The following is a 16,136-nucleotide window of genomic DNA, read 5'->3' as shown; positions in this document are numbered from 1 at the left end:
ATTCCAGCTTGCCCGCCAGGCTTTGCAGCTAAGCGGGCAACTTTTCATTAAGGCATGGCGCGCGTGCGGCAAAATAAGCAGTGTATTTTGCTGTAGGGCGGGATCTGCTCTATCAGTTTCGCCAGCGTAATCGTGTGTTCTTTGTTGATAATTAATACGTCGAATAACGGCTTGCCATTATTACTGCCCGCAGAAATATCACTATTGAGAAAGCGCGAGTGATAGCGAAATTTCGCATAAGTGTCTTCAAAAGGCCCGCTGGCGTGCTGTAATTCATAATCTCGCGTTTCCGCTCCCGTATTGATAATATCTTGCGGCGTAAGATCCTCCCTGCGTGTCTGGAACTTGAGGATTTCCGCATTACTGGCCTCAAAATCACGGTTCGCGGCAGCATAAAAATAGACATCAGCAGGTACGGCCGCTATTTTTCTGAATCTTGAGCGTAGCCGACCATGGGCTAAAACAATAAGCTCTTTCTGGTCAGCAGAGAGGTACTTATTATAAGTGGTAATCGAAAAGTCTTTATAATTTGTCGTTTCACTGGGAAGCAATAATCTGTTCTCTGCTGTATGACGCCATATCTCTGCGGCAAATTTTGAGCCGTGCCCTCCCAACCCCATGGTTTTTATCTGGTAGAACCGCTTGCCCAGTTTTACCGGAGCAGGTTCAAGAAAGCCAAAAGCGTTGCGGATATATTTTCTGCCGAACAGTTCGCCCGTTTTCCTGTCTACCCGCACCCAAATTTCTCTGCCTCTTTCCGTAGCGGTGAGCGTGACATCCAGATCTTTTCCGTGCAGCTGGCTATAAACGCTTTTGACGTTGAGATTTGTCGCAGAGCGTAATGAAGGCTGGGCGCGTTTATGTAATATGCTGGTGAGTCGTTCAATGCCCAAATGTCCGGAAGGAATTTGCGTCATAATTATTGCCAGCGCATTAATGCCTTGCTCTCCCGCCAGTGCCAGTAAATTAAATCCCGGATCGACGGCACTGATAAAACTATTTCCCAGACCACGCATCACCTGAGGGGAAATCTGTTGGGCGATAGATGGGAATTGTTTAATAATCGTACTGCCGGTGCTTTTCAGTATTTGTTTAATCCCGGCCTGTTGTAAGCCGTAACGCAGCGCAAGCGTTGTGGCTCTGCTGAGCGTAATACCAAACCGTGTGCTTGTTGCTAACGCCGCACCGGCAAAGGGCAAGAAAGAAACAATATCCATTGCGCAGGCAGGCATCGCCTCGTCGATATTGCCTTTGATACTTTCAGAAATACAGGTATAGAACGGGATCAGGCTGAGCAGAAAATCGTGGGCTTTTTCCTGAGTGGTTTTTTCATACCCAACGTGAGCGAGTGATTTAAGCAGTTTGGTGTAACGCAACTGGGCCAGTTGCAGAATCGTTTTTTGCGTCGATTCGTTGGGCTGTTTTAGCAGGATGGGCGTTGTATATTTCAGCTTATAATCCGGGTCGGTGGCCGGAATACTATCGTCTGGTAACAAGTCCAGTAGCTGTTGTCGGTTGTAATCGACTCTGTTGAACCGCCAGCTACTCTCTTTGTGCTCTTCCAGCGCATAAATTCGCACCTCATCCCCGGCGCTGCATTTCAGTAATTCAATATTATCCGGGATGCGAAAAATCATGGCGTTCGACTGGCTCATCGCCACTCTCGCCGACGGTGGCAGTGGAACACCATAAAGTGACGCCATCGAATTAAATTCACCGTTTACGCGTTCGACTTTAGCGGTCAAAATAAATTGCTGATCGGAAAAATGTAATGACTCAAACGCATCACTTAATAACAGGTGTTCAACCCGGCGATTAGCCTCCGTCAGTTTTTCGTTTTGCTTGTCAAATACGTCATCAATATTCGGCAAAACAATTCGCCCATTCCTCCCGGTCGCTGGCATTGGTGCATGATAATTCAGCCAGCGAATAAGCCATTTCTCATTAACCTGATGCTTAATCAGTAATTCTTTGGCCAGTTCGCGTCGCGTTTTCCATCCTTTTGCCAGTTGGTGTAAGTGGTACAGAGGATTATTGTCAATTATCCACGCTTGCGTATGCGAAAAATAGTCCGGCAAAATTTGCTGGTTGTCTTCCTTTTTGTGCTCACTGAACTGATTGTGCAATAATGCAGGCAACCGAAAGTATTCGGCATAATCGTCAGGTACGCTGGCGTTACGCAGCAGCATATCAAGTAGCAAACCAATATCCTGAATTTCATTAAGCGTCAGCCCGTCCAGTGAGACACCGCTTTCATTTAATAACAGTGCACCTGCATGTAAATAGCCCCACTCCGGTTGTAAAAGGCTCATGTTATTTAACGTATTTTCATCGGCGGCACTTAATGAAAACGTAATGGTAGGCAGAATCTTATTCAATATGTGAGTTTGAAAATAGTGCAGCGTCTGGGGGTTAAGGTTTTTTACAGTTTTTAAGTGTTTTTCTATTACGCCATGATTCAAATCTTTTTGCAGAATAAGCCATGGGGTAAATGGCATGCCAAGAAGTTCCCGAAGCATATAATCCGCAATGGCCGACTGTTTCCACGACGGAGGAATAGCATGCTTTTTATTCGTATAATATCCGCCGCCGGTTCTTATTAAGCGGTTGGCGACAACGTCCCTCTTTTTTTCTGCCGCGCCGGTTTGCAGGTAATTAACTAACTGGTTTAAGCGCTGTTCGGCGGTGTGAATGCCGCCTGTATGACTATTACGCAGAAGATGGATAATGCGTTTTTGCTGCTCATTAAAAATAATTTGCTCTGCATCCTGGATATCCAAAACCGTCACGGGTTTATTGATGGCGCGGGGAATTACGCCGGCCTGCGGCGCGGCGCGACGATATCGCACCGGCTGTGGCAGGAGCGGTGCCGGGCGCGTTACGGAGAATAATTGCGGCACCAGTGAATGACTCTTCTCGTGCGTGGTGTGGTTAAACTCAGGGACTTGCGGGGTGGGACGTGCGTAACTCAGGCAGGCAATCACCTGCAGCAACGCAGGGGCAAGCGCCTGGCGCTGCGCATTACTGCTGTGCAGACCAGGCATGTCGGCGAGTTTTTTGATATAGCGGTCGTAATCGTGTTGAGTTTGGGTCGTGCTGTCTTGCCGGTTGGCTTGGGTGCCGATTGCGCGGCGGTATTGCGCATGCAAAGCGGGGATCTCGGGCATCCTGCATCCTTTCCTGTGAATTTATTCATCCTGAAAATAGCCGGAGTGTCCCCGGCTACGTTTTTTAAGCTGTTTTGCGCGCCAGCATGGTGGCAAAACGTAGCTTGATACGATTTCCAAAGGCATCCGTACGGTGCAGCTCACCTGGGTTTTCGTTATATTTAATCAGCTCCCAACCCTGGTAGTAATTGCGCAGTTCCCCTTCTTTAAACACAAACGGGAAACCGACCGTGCAGGGATAATCTTCTGTATCCATAGCGGCAACAATCAGGTTATAACCGCCTGGTTTGGTGCAACGCTGCATATTCGCCAGCAAACCCGGAATGGTTTGTGCCTCAAGGAACATCAGCACCACGGTGGAAAGAATAAAGTCATACTCCCCGTCAAAGTGCAGATGATTAAGATCCACTTCAGCAATATGCAAATTATCCAGCCCCTCTTCGGCGCGGATTTTCTCAAGATTACTCAGGCTGTTAGGGTTTTTATCCCATGCGGTGACATCAAAGCCCCTGCTTGCCAGATACAAGCTGTTGCGACCGTTGCCGCAGCCAAGATCCAGCGTTTTGCCAGGCCGGACAACGCTCATCGCGCTGAGCACCTCAGAGTGCGTTGGGGTCATGCCATACTTTTCACTAAAGTAGTTTTCTTCACGGATGGTCATTGTTGTTAATCTCTGCGAGTGTCTAAAGATGCATTTTTTCTACATTTTATTGATTCCGGGCCGTGATAGCCAGTGGCGAAAAATTTGCTACGTTTAATGCAGGCCGTAAGGGGAAAAGAGCATGGATAAATACCGACTCAGTGAAACGACGCGTGTGTTTCATTATCAGTTAGAGGGTGAGAAAAAAAGCGTCTCGCTGCGCCAGATTATTGCCCTGCGCGACTTTAACGATGTGCCATCCGGCACGCCTGGCGGCTGGGTCGATGACGAGGCTGTGCTTTCACAACAGGGAGTGTGCTGGATATACGATGAAAACAGCATGGTGTTTCTCGGCAGTCGCGTTAGCGGCGATGCGCGCATTACCCAGCCGTGTGTTATCTGCCATGAAGTCACGGTGCGCGATAATGCCTGGGTCGATGGCTGTGAGCTAAGCCATGGCGCGCAATTAAGTGACAACGTCACGGTTCAGGCCTCTATGGTGCGTGGTGTATGCCATATACGTGGTGAGGCGCGTGTACTTAGCGAAAGCGTTGTCATTGCCGCGCGCGGCCTGACGCCAGACGCAGAGCAAATCCTGCAAATTTACGATCGCGCCACGGTGAGCCACTCGCGGGTCGTCCACCAGGCGCAAATCTATGGTGATGCCAGCGTTAATTACGCGTTTATTGAGCATCGGGCTGAAGTGTTTGACTTTGCCCTGCTGGAAGGTAATGCGCAAAATGATGTCTGGGTATGCGATTGCGCAAAAGTGTACGGGCACGCCCGACTGATTGCCGGTACGCAGGAGGATGCGATTCCGACGCTGCGTTACAGCGCGCAAGTTGCGGAACATGCGGTCATTGAAGGGAACTGTGTCCTGAAGCATCACGTTCTGGTTGGCGGTCATGCTTTGCTGCGCGGCGGCCCGCTTCAGCTTGATGAAAAAGTCGTGGTACAAGGAAATGCGCGCATTACGGGAGATGTATTAATAGCACATCAGGTCGAGATAACGGGCGATGCGGTGATCGAAGCGCTGGAAGGCGACGCTATTTTGCTGCGCGGGCCAAAAGTGATTAACGACGCGCAACATATCACGCGCACGCCGTTGGTGGGTTCAGTCTGACGTGACGATGCGCGCCCAAATGTTCTGATCATCATAGTGACCGTTCAGAAATTCCGCCTCTTTCAGGCAGCCTTCAAGCGTAAACCCGTTGCGCTGCGCCACCTGGTTACTGGCGCTATTCTGCACCCGGCACTTGATGACAAAGCGGCGAATTTCTCCTTGCCGGGCGTAGAAATCAATCATCGCCTGTATGGATAACGATAAAATCCCCTGCCCAACCGCCTCCTGATCCAGCCAGTAGCCGATATAGGCGGTTTTGTTTAACGGCTCGATAGCATTAAAGGCCAACACCCCGACCAGCGTTTCATCGTGGGTTATCATAAACATTTTCGCGTAACCACGCTGGTGCAGCATGATGTTGCCCTGCACCGTTTTACGCGTGTCTTCTGGCGAGCGCACATATTGCGGCCAGTCGAGAAACTGTTGCAGCCAGTCGCAGTTTTTAACAATCAACTGATGCAAATCGTGAACAAAACGCTCGTCGGCAGCGTGCAGTGTGATGCGATCGTTCACGGGTATCAGACGGTCGGTTTGCATACTTTCTCCGGTCGCGCATTCTCCCCTTGCGGGGAGAACACAGGCTTAGCGCATGATGCGATCGTCAATATAGTTACGCTTGTCGGCGGCGGGCGGGAAGTACTGATAAAGCCACGTTTCGCTGATGGCATCGCCCTGGCAGCGCAGGAACATGCGCATTTCTACCGGATCGGTGGCGTCGCTGGTTGGGTACCAGTCAAAAAGAATACGGTAGCCATCAAACGGTTCGACGTAGAGGATTTCCACCTGTTTTGCTTCACCGCTCGATAGCGTAATGACCGGCTCGATGCCTTTTGGCGCTGCAGCTTTCAGGTCGCCGCCGACGAAATCGATGGCGAAACGGCGCGCCCATTTTTGCGGGTAATGTTCACCCGGTGCCCATCCCTCCGGGAAGCCGCCCATGCCGGTACGGGTTGCGTACACGCGCGCCAGCGGCGAGCGCACCGGCGGCATCGCACTCCAGTAGAGACGATACTCGAAAGCAAACTCATCGCCTGCTTTGACCGGTTTTTCCGGCTGCCAGAAGCAGACGATGTTATCCAGCGTTTCGCCGGTCGTTGGGATCTCCATCAGGCAGACGGAGCCTTTGCCCCATTTGTTGCGCGGCTCGACCCACAGGCTTGGGCGTTTGTTATACCAGCCCATCACGTCCTGATAATGTGAAAAATCCCGGTCTAATTGCAACAAACCGAAGCCTTTCGGGTTGTTATCAAGGAACGCGTTAAATTGCAGCTTTTGCGGGTTATTCAGCGGTCGGCAAATCCACTCGCCGTTGCCGCGCCACATTGCCAGGCGATCGGAGTCATGGATCTGCGGATGAATAGTATCGCAAACGCGGCGCTCATTATTGCCGCAGCTAAACATACTGGTCATCGGCGCAATGCCCAGTTGTTTGATCTCTTTACGCGCGTAGAGACGGTTTTCTACATCCATCACCACCTGGCTCTCTTCGCAGTGGATAACAAACTTAAAGGCACCGGTGATGCTCTGGCTGTCGAGCAGCGCATAGACGGTAAACGAGGTGTCTGACGGTTTAGCGGTCTCAAACCAGAACGCGGTAAAGTCCGGAAACTCTTCCGGCGAATCCGTAAAGGTGTCAATGGCCACGCCACGGGCAGACAGCCCGTACTGGAACGTATTGTCTACCGCGCGAAAATAGCTGGCGCCCAGGAAGGAGACGACATCGCGGCGCGCCAGTTCCGGGGCTTTGAAAGCGCGAAACCCGGCAAAACCCAGATCGCTCTGGCCTTCGAGCTGCTTCGTATCAACGCCCGCGTCGTGGTAATTAAATAACGCCGGGCGGAAGTGAATTTCACGGGCCTGATGGTTTTGCGGATCGAGCGAGAACATGCGAACGCGGCGGCGAAAGCCCATGCCGACGTGGAAGAACTGGACATCAAGCTGGCGATTGTCGACGTTATTCCATAAGGAGTGATTCGCGTCATACTGAATGCTGTTGTACGCCTGAGGTGTCAGGTTCGCCAGGGTTTCAGGCAGCGCTTTTGGCGCCCCGCCCCAGGGTTTTTCCGCCAGGTCATGCGCCATTGATTGCAGCACGGAGAAGTCAAAACGCCGGCTCTGGCCATCAGCGATGTCAGAATCAGCAGCAAACGCCGCGCGGGAAAAGAGCGAAGCAACACCGGTTGTGCCATAAGTGGCGGCGAGAGCCATGGATGCCTGAATAAATCGTCTGCGGTTCATGCCTGATAACGCGTCCTTCTGGTCGGTTAGTGACACTTCGCGATGTCGCAAAACAGCGGCAAAAGTGTTTATTTGTGAAGGCACACTTTAGACAAAAAAACATTCAAAATCCATTTGTTGGGTGGCGAAATTCTACGCAAAAGCGTAATTATTTCATGTCGATCGGAGCAGCCTGAAAGCTGTGTATACATCATGTACGTAAATAGAACACGAAAACGCCGCCCGGCGGGCGGCGGTGGAGCCTGGTTTTTTTGATATTTACGCCTGTTGCCTTGTGTTACATCTTGCGAGGCATTTTGCTCAAATAAAGGAGGTAACCATGCCCGCCGCCGCTGCCGCAACTCGTCACGCCCGCGTTTATAATCCTTATCAAACCCTGCCGTTAGCCAGTAAGCGCAGCAGTATTGTATGTTTACTGAACTGGATAAAAAATAGCGCCGGGTGCCTTTGCCGCCGTCCACCTGCCCTTGCCGCCAGTAATACGCTCAAAGCCAACCTGAACTTTTATCTCACGCAATTTTTTATGCATGGCAAAGAGATCCTTGCCCTGAATAATAACCAGCAGTCGGTGCTGGATAATTTCCAGGCCTGGATCCGCCAGCATCAGGGCGAGTTTACCCGTGAAGATCAGCAAATCATCAAGGATTACAGTCAGGAGCTAAGAGCGATTATCTTCCCGACGGCCAGCGAAACGCAAAAAGCGCTACTGGAAGCAGATATTGTGGCAATAGAAAATATCGCCAACAATATCTTTTCAGATGTTCGCCTGGTGGTGGGTAAGCCATCAGCGGTTGAAAGCGAGGTTTGACCGCGCACCCGTACCGGCTTTCAACACTGCCCGCCGGATGTGCTGGCGGGCGGGATCTGGCTTTACAGCAAACCGCAACGTCGCTTACTGCGTTCCTCCGCCTCCTGATAGAGGATTAACTCATCAAGCACCGGGCAACCCAGCGCCGCTTCAAACTGCGCCTGGCTGGCGTTGCCGTGGCTGCGGGCTTGCGTCTGGTTGCCAAGATTCGACTGGAATATTCCGGCCGCGCTGACCGGCAGGAAATCTTCATAAGTGATAGGCTGCGCCACCACCCAGCCACGTTCGATGAAGGGCTGCGGATCGTCACCGGGGTGAATTGCCTGGCGGTGGGCTTCGCCGGAGGGCGTCAGGCGATAGCGAAACCACGCCAGCCCTTGTTTGCGCAACATCATTTCGCTGTCCGGAAACGCTTTGAAGACCTCCTGCAAATGCAGCTGATGCGTCAGGTTATCCGTACCGGTTCCCGCCTCGGCAAGCAGCTTATCGTAAAGCTTGCGGCCCTTTTTCGTTAACGCCACGCCGCGCTGCTCTATCTCGCCAAAGCGCGCCGTGTGGGTCCCCTGCTCCCCTGCGTTAAACAGCACTGGCTCATTGAGTGCTTTAAAACTGGTCTGGCGCAGTAAGATAGGCACATCGCGGCGCGGCGGCCCTTCAACAAGAATTTTTGGCTCGATACCATACTCAGGCATCAATGCCTGCGCGCGATCGATATCCAGCGTACGCGGTGTCAGGTGGTTGATATGGCAGCCCGGGAAACAGACCACATCAGCAATCAAACGGTGCTCATTGTGCAATGCCTGATAGGTTTCCTGATCCACCGTGGCGTGACGGTGCCAGCGAAATGTCTCCAGCGCTTCGTGCACAAAGGCCGTGGCCTGTTGTGGGGTAAAACCGCCGTTGAGCTCGTGTAACTCAATAAGCTGGCGGCAGGCGGGCGTAAAAATGTCGCGCTTTGCCAGAATGTCCGCGGCTTTGTTGCGCAACGTTTCATCCTCGATCAGCTCAAGGCGCAACAGCGAAGTAAATACCCGGAAAGGATTGCGGGTCAGCGCTGCATCATCTATCGGGCGAAAGGCGGTGGAGTGCACCGGCACCCCCGCCTGCGACAGATCGTAATAGCTGACCGGAAACATCCCCATAATCGCAAACATCCGTCGCAGCATGGACAGCTCTTGTGCCGTGCCTACGCGAATGGCGCCGTGGCGCTCCACATTCAGTCGGCCTAACTCGTCGGCGTTAGCCAGTTGTTCATGCAGGCGCTGGTTATGTTCCAGCACTGCCAGGTTCACGTCGGCGACCAGTTCCAGCAGTGTGCCGTATTGCGGAACTTCCTGTTGGTACATCGCCGACATGGCCTGAGAAAATTGTTCGCGAATTTCATCAACCATGATGGTGTGCGTCATAACCCTTTCCCTCCAGTATGCCTCTCTGGAGTGTAGGAAGGGTCATTCATCCGTGTGATGGGAAATTTACAAAGTGTGATCCTGACTGAAAACATGCGGCGGGCAGAAACATAACGAAAAATTATACAAAACCGCCAGATACCTGCTGCTGAGATCACATTGCTGGCAAATATTGTTTGTAAGTCAAAAGAATGAAATGTTAATAATGTTTTGCTATGAAGTTATCAAAATTAAACAACTTAACTTGTCACCAGCTTCGCTCTGCTTTAAACATCGCCTTATGGAAAAAAATGGTCTGTTTTCACAGCGCATTCGTCTGCGCCACTTGCATACATTCGTGGCTGTCGCTCAACAAGGAACTCTTGGGCGTGCGGCTGAAACCCTTAATTTAAGCCAGCCAGCGTTATCGAAAACACTGAATGAGCTGGAGCAACTCACCGGTAAGCGATTATTCGATCGCGGGCGTCTTGGCGCGAAACTTACCCTGGTGGGGGAACAATTTCTCTCTCATGCGGTGCGGGTGCTGGATGCGCTGAACGTCGCTGGCCAGTCGCTAAATTATAAAACCGAACAACAAAACGATCTGATTCGTATTGGCGCTCTGCCCACTGCCGCGCTGGGTATTTTGCCCACGGTTTTAGGTCAGCTGCATAAGCAACAGCCGGATCTCAGAATTCAGGTGGCGACGACCAACAACCCCATGCTGCTGGCCGGGTTAAAATCCGGTGAGCTGGATTTAGGTATCGGGCGGATGTCAGATCCTGAACTGATGAGCGGCCTGAATTATGAGTTACTGTTCCTTGAGTCGCTGAAACTGGTGGTTCGCCCGCGCCATCCTTTATTGCAAACCACCGTCACCCTGAGCCGCGTGCTGGAATGGCCGGTGGTGGTATCGCCTGAAGGAACGGTTCCCCGCCAGCACGCCGAAGACCTACTGGCAAGCCAGCATTGTACGTTACCGTCTGGCTGTGTGGAGACCCTCTCCGCCTCGTTGTCGCGCCAGCTCACCGTGGACTATGACTATGTCTGGTTTGTGCCGTCCGGCGCGGTGAAAGATGATTTACGCCTCGGCGCGTTGATTGCCTTGCCTGTTCAGCCGCTGGGGATTGGCGATCCTATTGGTATTCTGACGCGTGTTGATACACCGCTCTCTCCGGCTGCGTACCGGCTGATTAGCGCTATTCGTAAGACCATGCCGGGCTGATCCCGGCATCTCCGTTTGTTCCGTTGCGCAAACGGTAAATAAAATGTTAATTGTGTGACAAAAATGGGTTGTTAATTAAGGGTTGTTGTTATACGCGATACACTTTAACCGTGATGTCACTGCACGGAAAAACCGATGAAATTCAAAACCGCTATCAAACCCTATCAGGCTGCTGCCGGTGGTCTGGGGTCGCTCGAAGCCACAACCCGCTTTGTTTTCGACAGTAAAAACGCCCTCAAGAATTTGCGCAATTTATGGCGGATGAACAAAGCGCGTGGCTTTGACTGCCCCGGTTGCGCCTGGGGTGATGATAATAAAAGCACCTTCAGTTTTTGTGAAAATGGTGCCAAAGCGGTAACCTGGGAAGCGACGCGGAGAAAAGTCGATGCTTCGTTTTTTGCGCAACATAGCGTCAGCGCACTGCAACGCCAGAGCGATTACTTCCTTGAATACCAGGGGCGCTTAACCGAACCTCTGCGTTATAACCCACAAACCGATTGCTATGAACCCGTCTCCTGGGACGATGCGTTTGCGCTTATCGCTGAACATATTCAGGCAATGGATAATCCCAACCAGCTGGAGCTTTATACCTCTGGTCGCGCCAGCAATGAGGCTTCCTACCTGTATCAACTCTTCGGGCGCATGGTGGGCACGAATAACTTCCCGGATTGTTCAAATATGTGCCATGAGGCCAGCGGCGCAGGGCTTAAGCGCAGCATCGGCGTCGGCAAAGGCACGGTGCATCTGGCGGATTTCGACAAGGCTGACGCCATTTTTATCTTCGGGCAAAACCCCGGAACTAACCATCCGCGCATGCTGCACAGCCTGCGGCACGCGGCAGATCGCGGTGCGCGTATCGTCACATTTAACACCCTGCGCGAACGCGGCCTTGAGCGTTTTGCCGACCCGCAAAAACCGCTGGAAGTCGTCACCTCAATGGCTGGCACAATTAGCTCTTTTTATTATCAGCCCCAACTCGGTGGCGATATGGCCGCCGTCCGGGGTATGGCAAAAGCGCTGCTGGAAACACACCGTCTAAGCCTTGCTTCAGGTGAGGCCGGGATTTTCGCGCATGCTTTTATTGCTGAACATACGCACGGTATCGACGCGTGGTTTGCGCAAATTGATGCAACCGACTGGCAAACTATCGAACGACAGTCGGGTTTAACCGAACAGGCTCTGCGCGAAGCGGCGGCGGTTTGGCAACATGCGAAACGTGTGATCTGCTGCTGGGCGATGGGTATCACACAACATAAGCACTCGCTGGATACCGTACGGGAAATCACTAATCTGCAACTGTTAGGCGGGCATCTCGGCAAGCCCGGCGCAGGACTTTGCCCGGTACGCGGGCACAGTAATGTGCAGGGTAATCGCACAATGGGTATTGATGAAAAGCCACCCGCAGCCTTACTGGACAGCCTCGCCCACCATTTTCGCTTTGCACCGCCTCGTGCGCCTGGTCACCATACGGTTGATGCTATCCAGGCTATGCTTCGCGGCGAAGTCAATGTGTTGCTGGCGCTTGGCGGTAATCTTGCCGCCGCCGCACCAGATACGCCATGTACCTGTGAAGCCTTACGCCGCTGCGGTCTGACGGTGTATGTCAGTACAAAACTTAACCGCAGCCATCTGATGCCGGGCAAACAGTCGCTTATTTTGCCAACGCTTGGGCGCACGGAAGAGGATATGCAGGCGAGTGGTCGCCAGTTTGTAACCGTTGAAGACTCCTTCAGCATGGTGCATGCGTCGGAAGGTATCGGTAAGCCGCTGGCGGCGACTCAGCGCTCGGAAGTCGCTATCGTTGCCGGAATAGCCCATGCCACGCTGGGAGCCGATAAGCTCGACTGGCTGGCATTAGCGGCGGATTACAGCTTGATCCGCGATCATATCGCCGCGACGCTTCCGGGTTTTGCTAACTTTAATGCGCTGTGCGAGGAGCCAGGCGGTTTCTGGCTCGGTAATGCTGCGGCTGAACTGCGCTTTGCTACCTCGTCAGGCAAGGCGCAGTTCAGCGCGGCGCCACTTCCTGAGTCTGTCTGCCCGGAAACGCAGGCCCCGTTTGTGTTACAAACCCTGCGTTCACACGACCAGTACAACACCACCATTTATGGTCTCGACGATCGCTATCGCGGGGTTTATGGCCAGCGTGATGTGCTGTTTATGCATCCACAGGATATTGATGCGCTGGGTCTGAGTGACGGTAGCCGGGTGGATATCGAAACCCTGGCAACGGATGGCGTCATTCGCCGGGTGGAGAATTTCCGCCTGGTTGCGTATGCCATACCGCGCGGAAACCTTGCCGCCTACTATCCGGAAACTAATCCGCTGGTTCCCCTCACCCGTTTTGGTGATGGCACCGGCACGCCGACGTCGAAATCCATTCCCGTCGTTGTTACGGCTGCAAAGCTAAATGACGCCTCGCGCATCGCTTGACGCCCTGATTGAGATGTGTCGAACGTACAATGCGAAACGGCCTGTACCGTTTCAACTGATACAGGCGCAAAATATGATTGTGCTTCGAATGTGGGCTGATGCTGGCAGTAAAAGAGGCCTTGCGGCCTCTTTATTTATCAGAACGTTTCCCAGTTATCACCGTTAGCTAGCGCCGGGCGCTGCGGTTTAAACGGTTTTTCTGCAGGCGTCGCGCCATTACTCTGGCGCTGTGGCGCAGCACCCGCTAAGCGAAATGCGCCAACCGCTTCGGTGAGGCGAGCCGCCTGCTCTTCAAGCGATGTCGCCGCAGCAGAGGCTTCTTCAACCAGCGAGGCGTTTTGCTGAGTGACGTTATCCATTTCAGTGATAGCCTGGCTGACCTGCGTTATGCCTTTGCTCTGCTCATCGGATGCGGCGGCGATTTCCAGCATGATATCGGTGACGCGTTTTACGGCGGTGACTATCTCATCCATGGTTTCACCGGCGGCAACCACTTCTCCGGAACCTTGTTCAATCAGACTGACCGATTCGCTAATCAACGCTTCTATCTCTTTGGCCGCCTGCGCGCTACGGCTTGCCAGCGTACGCACTTCGCTTGCCACCACGGCGAAGCCACGCCCTTGCTCCCCGGCGCGAGCAGCTTCCACTGCGGCATTCAGCGCCAGAATGTTCGTCTGGAAAGCAATACTATTGATAACCGCCGTGATTTCAGAGATTTTGCGCGAGCTGGTCGTGATATTGCCCATGGTTTGCACCACCCCAGAGACGATTTGCCCGCCTTTGGTCGCTTTCCCGGACGCATCGCGTGCCAGGCCAGTGGCGTGGTGTGCGTTGTCCGCGTTCTGTTTCACGGTCGCAGTCAACTCTTCCATACTGGCCGCCGTTTCTTCAATGGCTGCGGCCTGTTGCTCAGTGCGTGAAGAGAGATCGGTGTTTCCGGCAGAAATTTCGCTGGTACCCCGGTAGATTTCCTCTGCGCCCATGCGCACAGTGGACACGGTTGTGACCAGCGAGTGCTGCATCGCCTGAAGATCGTGGCTCAGGCGGCCAATCTCACTACGGCCTGCTGCTTCATCTTCGGCGGTGAGATCCCCGGAAGCAATGCGCGAAATACGTTGCGCCGCACGTTGCAATGGATTGATGACAACGCGACGCAGCACGGTAAAGGTGAGCAATGTTAGTACCAGCGCAATGGCAAATGCCGCAGCCATAAACACCAGGCCCATCTGCGTGCGGCTGTGCGCCAGCTCCGTCAAGTGTTCTGCCCGCTCCGTACGGATTTGAATCGCTTTCAGTAAGATTTCGTTAAAAGCGGTATCCAGCTGGCGCGCCTGCTCACTTTCGTGGTTAATAATCGCTTCAAACATGCCGTTTTTCGCATATTTCAGCATCGGCTGCAGGCCCTGAACATAGGCGTTAAAACGCGCAGTCAGTTCCTCATCCAGCGCTGCATCAGCGGGTGTTTTAACCGCACGTTCCTGATATAGCTTGAAAGCTTGCTGGGATTGCTGGATGCGGCTTTCTGCTTCATTGACGTTGAACTTCATGTCATCCATTTCGGCGATGCGGCTTGCTGCCCCGGCATGGATCATGTTGATTCGCGCACTGCGCAGGTTGTTTGAGCTGTTGGATAAGCCCATGCGTACCTGAATTTCCTGCGTCACATCCTGCTGGTCACGATCCGCCTGCAATAAAAAATAACCGGCGAGACCGGAGCTCAGGGCAAACAACAGCAGAATGCCGCCAAGAATGGAGGAGAACAGAGGAACCAGTCGAATATTGTGTAAAAAATTAACGCCGTGTGTTCTTTGCATTGCTGCTTTGTTATCCATGGCTACCGACTCTCAAAGTGATCAAATAAGTAACATGTGCATGTTATCCACACATCGGCAGCAATGGGATTTTTCTTATGTCAAATTACGATAAGGCGGTCACAGATTTGGACATTGGCTGCGCCAGCGGTTACACCACTGGCGCGACGGAGGAATCAACTATCAGCGAAGCTAATAACGGTACGAATGGATTTTCCTTCGTGCATCAGGTCAAAGGCTTCGTTAATTTTTTCCAGCGGCAGACGATGGGTGATAAACGGATCGAGGCGAATTTTGCCTGCCATCGCGTCTTCCACCATGCCCGGTAACTGGGTGCGCCCTTTTACGCCACCAAATGCCGAACCGCGCCAGACGCGACCTGTCACCAGCTGGAAAGGACGTGTGCTTATCTCCTGACCTGCGCCCGCGACGCCGATAATAACGCTTTCACCCCAGCCTTTATGGCAGCATTCCAGCGCGGCGCGCATCACGTTGACATTGCCGATGCACTCAAAGCTAAAGTCCACGCCGCCGTCGGTCATTTCAACAATGACTTCCTGAATCGGACGATCGTAGTCTTTCGGGTTAATAAAATCAGTGGCACCCATCTCTTTTGCCAGCGCGAATTTATCAGGGTTGGTGTCGATGGCCAGAATGCGCCCGGCTTTGGCTTGTACCGCCCCCTGAATCGCCGCAAGGCCAATACCGCCAAGACCAAAAATGGCGACGGTATCGCCCTCTTTCACTTTCGCGGTGTTATGCACCGCACCGATGCCGGTGGTGACGCCGCAACCGAGCAGGCAAACCTTATCCAGCGGTGCTTGTGGGTTCACTTTTGCCAGGGAAATTTCAGCGCAGACTGTGTATTCACTGAAGGTACTGGTGCCCATGTAATGGTAAATTGGCTCGCCGTTATAGGAAAAACGCGTGGTGCCATCAGGCATCAGCCCTTTGCCCTGAGTGGCGCGAACGGCCTGGCATAAGTTAGTTTTACCGGATTTACAGAACTTACACTCGCCACATTCAGCGGTATACAGAGGGATAACGTGGTCGCCAGGTTTTACGCTGGTTACGCCTTCGCCGACTTCGACAACAATGCCGCCGCCTTCATGTCCTAATACCGCCGGGAATACGCCTTCCGGATCGTCACCCGACAGCGTAAAGGCATCGGTATGGCACACACCGGTATGCGTGATACGCACCAGCACTTCGCCTTTTTTCGGCGGCGCGACATCTATTTCGACGATTTTTAGGGGTTGCCCAGGACCGAATGCGACAGCTGCACGTGATTTCATAAGTCTTTTCC

10 protein-coding genes and 1 pseudogene are annotated in these 16,136 nt (G+C 52.8%); 4 read left to right on the top strand and 7 right to left on the bottom strand.

Going from position 1 to position 16,136, the window contains the following annotated elements; translation table 11 throughout:
* Positions 1-47: 47 nt before the first annotated feature.
* Both ACTU3N_RS10025 and tehB read right to left on the bottom strand, forming a co-directional pair.
* Positions 48-3,167, bottom strand: coding sequence for a putative adhesin (locus ACTU3N_RS10025; protein ID WP_443085978.1), 3,120 nt, complete (start codon positions 3,165-3,167; stop codon positions 48-50).
* Positions 3,168-3,231: 64 nt separating this feature from the next.
* A pseudogene (gene tehB / locus ACTU3N_RS10020) lies at positions 3,232-3,819 on the bottom strand (tellurite resistance methyltransferase TehB); the annotation flags it as partial.
* 130 nt (positions 3,820-3,949) lie between these two features.
* Here tehB and ydcK point away from each other — a divergent pair.
* The gene (gene ydcK, locus ACTU3N_RS10015) at positions 3,950-4,930 is read left to right on the top strand and encodes a YdcK family protein (protein WP_443085977.1); all 981 of its coding nucleotides are present in this window, start codon (positions 3,950-3,952) and stop codon (positions 4,928-4,930) included.
* On the opposite strand, the gene rimL is transcribed toward ydcK, so the two are convergent.
* Both rimL and ACTU3N_RS10005 read right to left on the bottom strand, forming a co-directional pair.
* On the bottom strand, positions 4,922-5,467 hold the full coding sequence (gene rimL, locus ACTU3N_RS10010; protein WP_443085976.1) for a 50S ribosomal protein L7/L12-serine acetyltransferase: 546 nt from the start codon (positions 5,465-5,467) through the stop codon (positions 4,922-4,924). The two genes, ydcK and rimL, sit on opposite strands and share 9 nt — an antisense overlap.
* A 45-nt stretch (positions 5,468-5,512) precedes the next feature.
* On the bottom strand, positions 5,513-7,168 hold the full coding sequence (locus ACTU3N_RS10005; protein WP_443085975.1) for a glucan biosynthesis protein: 1,656 nt from the start codon (positions 7,166-7,168) through the stop codon (positions 5,513-5,515).
* A gap of 319 nt (positions 7,169-7,487) precedes the next feature.
* Here ACTU3N_RS10005 and ACTU3N_RS10000 point away from each other — a divergent pair, with 319 nt between their 5' ends.
* Positions 7,488-7,976, top strand: coding sequence for a hypothetical protein (locus ACTU3N_RS10000; protein WP_443085974.1), 489 nt, complete (start codon positions 7,488-7,490; stop codon positions 7,974-7,976).
* Positions 7,977-8,038: 62 nt separating this feature from the next.
* Here ACTU3N_RS10000 and hglS read toward each other — a convergent pair whose 3' ends face one another.
* Positions 8,039-9,382, bottom strand: coding sequence for a 2-oxoadipate dioxygenase/decarboxylase HglS (gene hglS, locus ACTU3N_RS09995; RefSeq protein ID WP_443085973.1), 1,344 nt, complete (start codon positions 9,380-9,382; stop codon positions 8,039-8,041).
* A 280-nt stretch (positions 9,383-9,662) separates the two neighbouring features.
* On the opposite strand from hglS, the gene ACTU3N_RS09990 reads away from it, so the two are divergent.
* Complete coding sequence (locus tag ACTU3N_RS09990) at positions 9,663-10,586, top strand: LysR substrate-binding domain-containing protein (RefSeq protein WP_443085972.1); 924 nt, start codon at positions 9,663-9,665, stop codon at positions 10,584-10,586.
* A gap of 135 nt (positions 10,587-10,721) precedes the next feature.
* Complete coding sequence (locus ACTU3N_RS09985) at positions 10,722-13,019, top strand: FdhF/YdeP family oxidoreductase (protein ID WP_443085971.1); 2,298 nt, start codon at positions 10,722-10,724, stop codon at positions 13,017-13,019.
* A 137-nt stretch (positions 13,020-13,156) separates the two neighbouring features.
* Here ACTU3N_RS09985 and ACTU3N_RS09980 read toward each other — a convergent pair whose 3' ends face one another.
* Both ACTU3N_RS09980 and ACTU3N_RS09975 read right to left on the bottom strand, forming a co-directional pair.
* The gene (locus tag ACTU3N_RS09980; RefSeq protein WP_443085970.1) at positions 13,157-14,833 is read right to left on the bottom strand and encodes a methyl-accepting chemotaxis protein; all 1,677 of its coding nucleotides are present in this window, start codon (positions 14,831-14,833) and stop codon (positions 13,157-13,159) included.
* A gap of 173 nt (positions 14,834-15,006) precedes the next feature.
* On the bottom strand, positions 15,007-16,125 hold the full coding sequence (locus tag ACTU3N_RS09975; protein ID WP_443085969.1) for an S-(hydroxymethyl)glutathione dehydrogenase/class III alcohol dehydrogenase: 1,119 nt from the start codon (positions 16,123-16,125) through the stop codon (positions 15,007-15,009).
* Positions 16,126-16,136 lie beyond the last annotated feature (11 nt).

Origin of the sequence: Vagococcus sp. WN89Y, from assembly GCF_052220145.1 — a bacterium.
Taxonomy (GTDB): domain Bacteria; phylum Pseudomonadota; class Gammaproteobacteria; order Enterobacterales; family Enterobacteriaceae; genus Kosakonia.
The sequence above is the reverse complement of the archived record's forward strand: the minus strand, read 5'-3'. Positions and strand labels throughout refer to the sequence as shown.

Bases quoted from the DNA above. Each gene is read 5' to 3' on its own strand.
- ACTU3N_RS09975 (WP_443085969.1), bottom strand. From the start codon at position 16,125: ATGAAATCACGTGCAGCTGTCGCATTCGGTCCTGGGCAACCCCTAAAA.
- ACTU3N_RS09980 (WP_443085970.1), bottom strand. From the start codon at position 14,833: ATGCAAAGAACACACGGCGTTAATTTTTTACACAATATTCGACTGGTT.
- rimL (WP_443085976.1), bottom strand. From the start codon at position 5,467: ATGCAAACCGACCGTCTGATACCCGTGAACGATCGCATCACACTGCAC.
- ACTU3N_RS10000 (WP_443085974.1), top strand. From the start codon at position 7,488: ATGCCCGCCGCCGCTGCCGCAACTCGTCACGCCCGCGTTTATAATCCT.
- ydcK (WP_443085977.1), top strand. From the start codon at position 3,950: ATGGATAAATACCGACTCAGTGAAACGACGCGTGTGTTTCATTATCAG.
- ACTU3N_RS09990 (WP_443085972.1), top strand. From the start codon at position 9,663: ATGGAAAAAAATGGTCTGTTTTCACAGCGCATTCGTCTGCGCCACTTG.
- hglS (WP_443085973.1), bottom strand. From the start codon at position 9,382: ATGACGCACACCATCATGGTTGATGAAATTCGCGAACAATTTTCTCAG.
- ACTU3N_RS10025 (WP_443085978.1), bottom strand. From the start codon at position 3,167: ATGCCCGAGATCCCCGCTTTGCATGCGCAATACCGCCGCGCAATCGGC.
- ACTU3N_RS09985 (WP_443085971.1), top strand. From the start codon at position 10,722: ATGAAATTCAAAACCGCTATCAAACCCTATCAGGCTGCTGCCGGTGGT.
- ACTU3N_RS10005 (WP_443085975.1), bottom strand. From the start codon at position 7,168: ATGAACCGCAGACGATTTATTCAGGCATCCATGGCTCTCGCCGCCACT.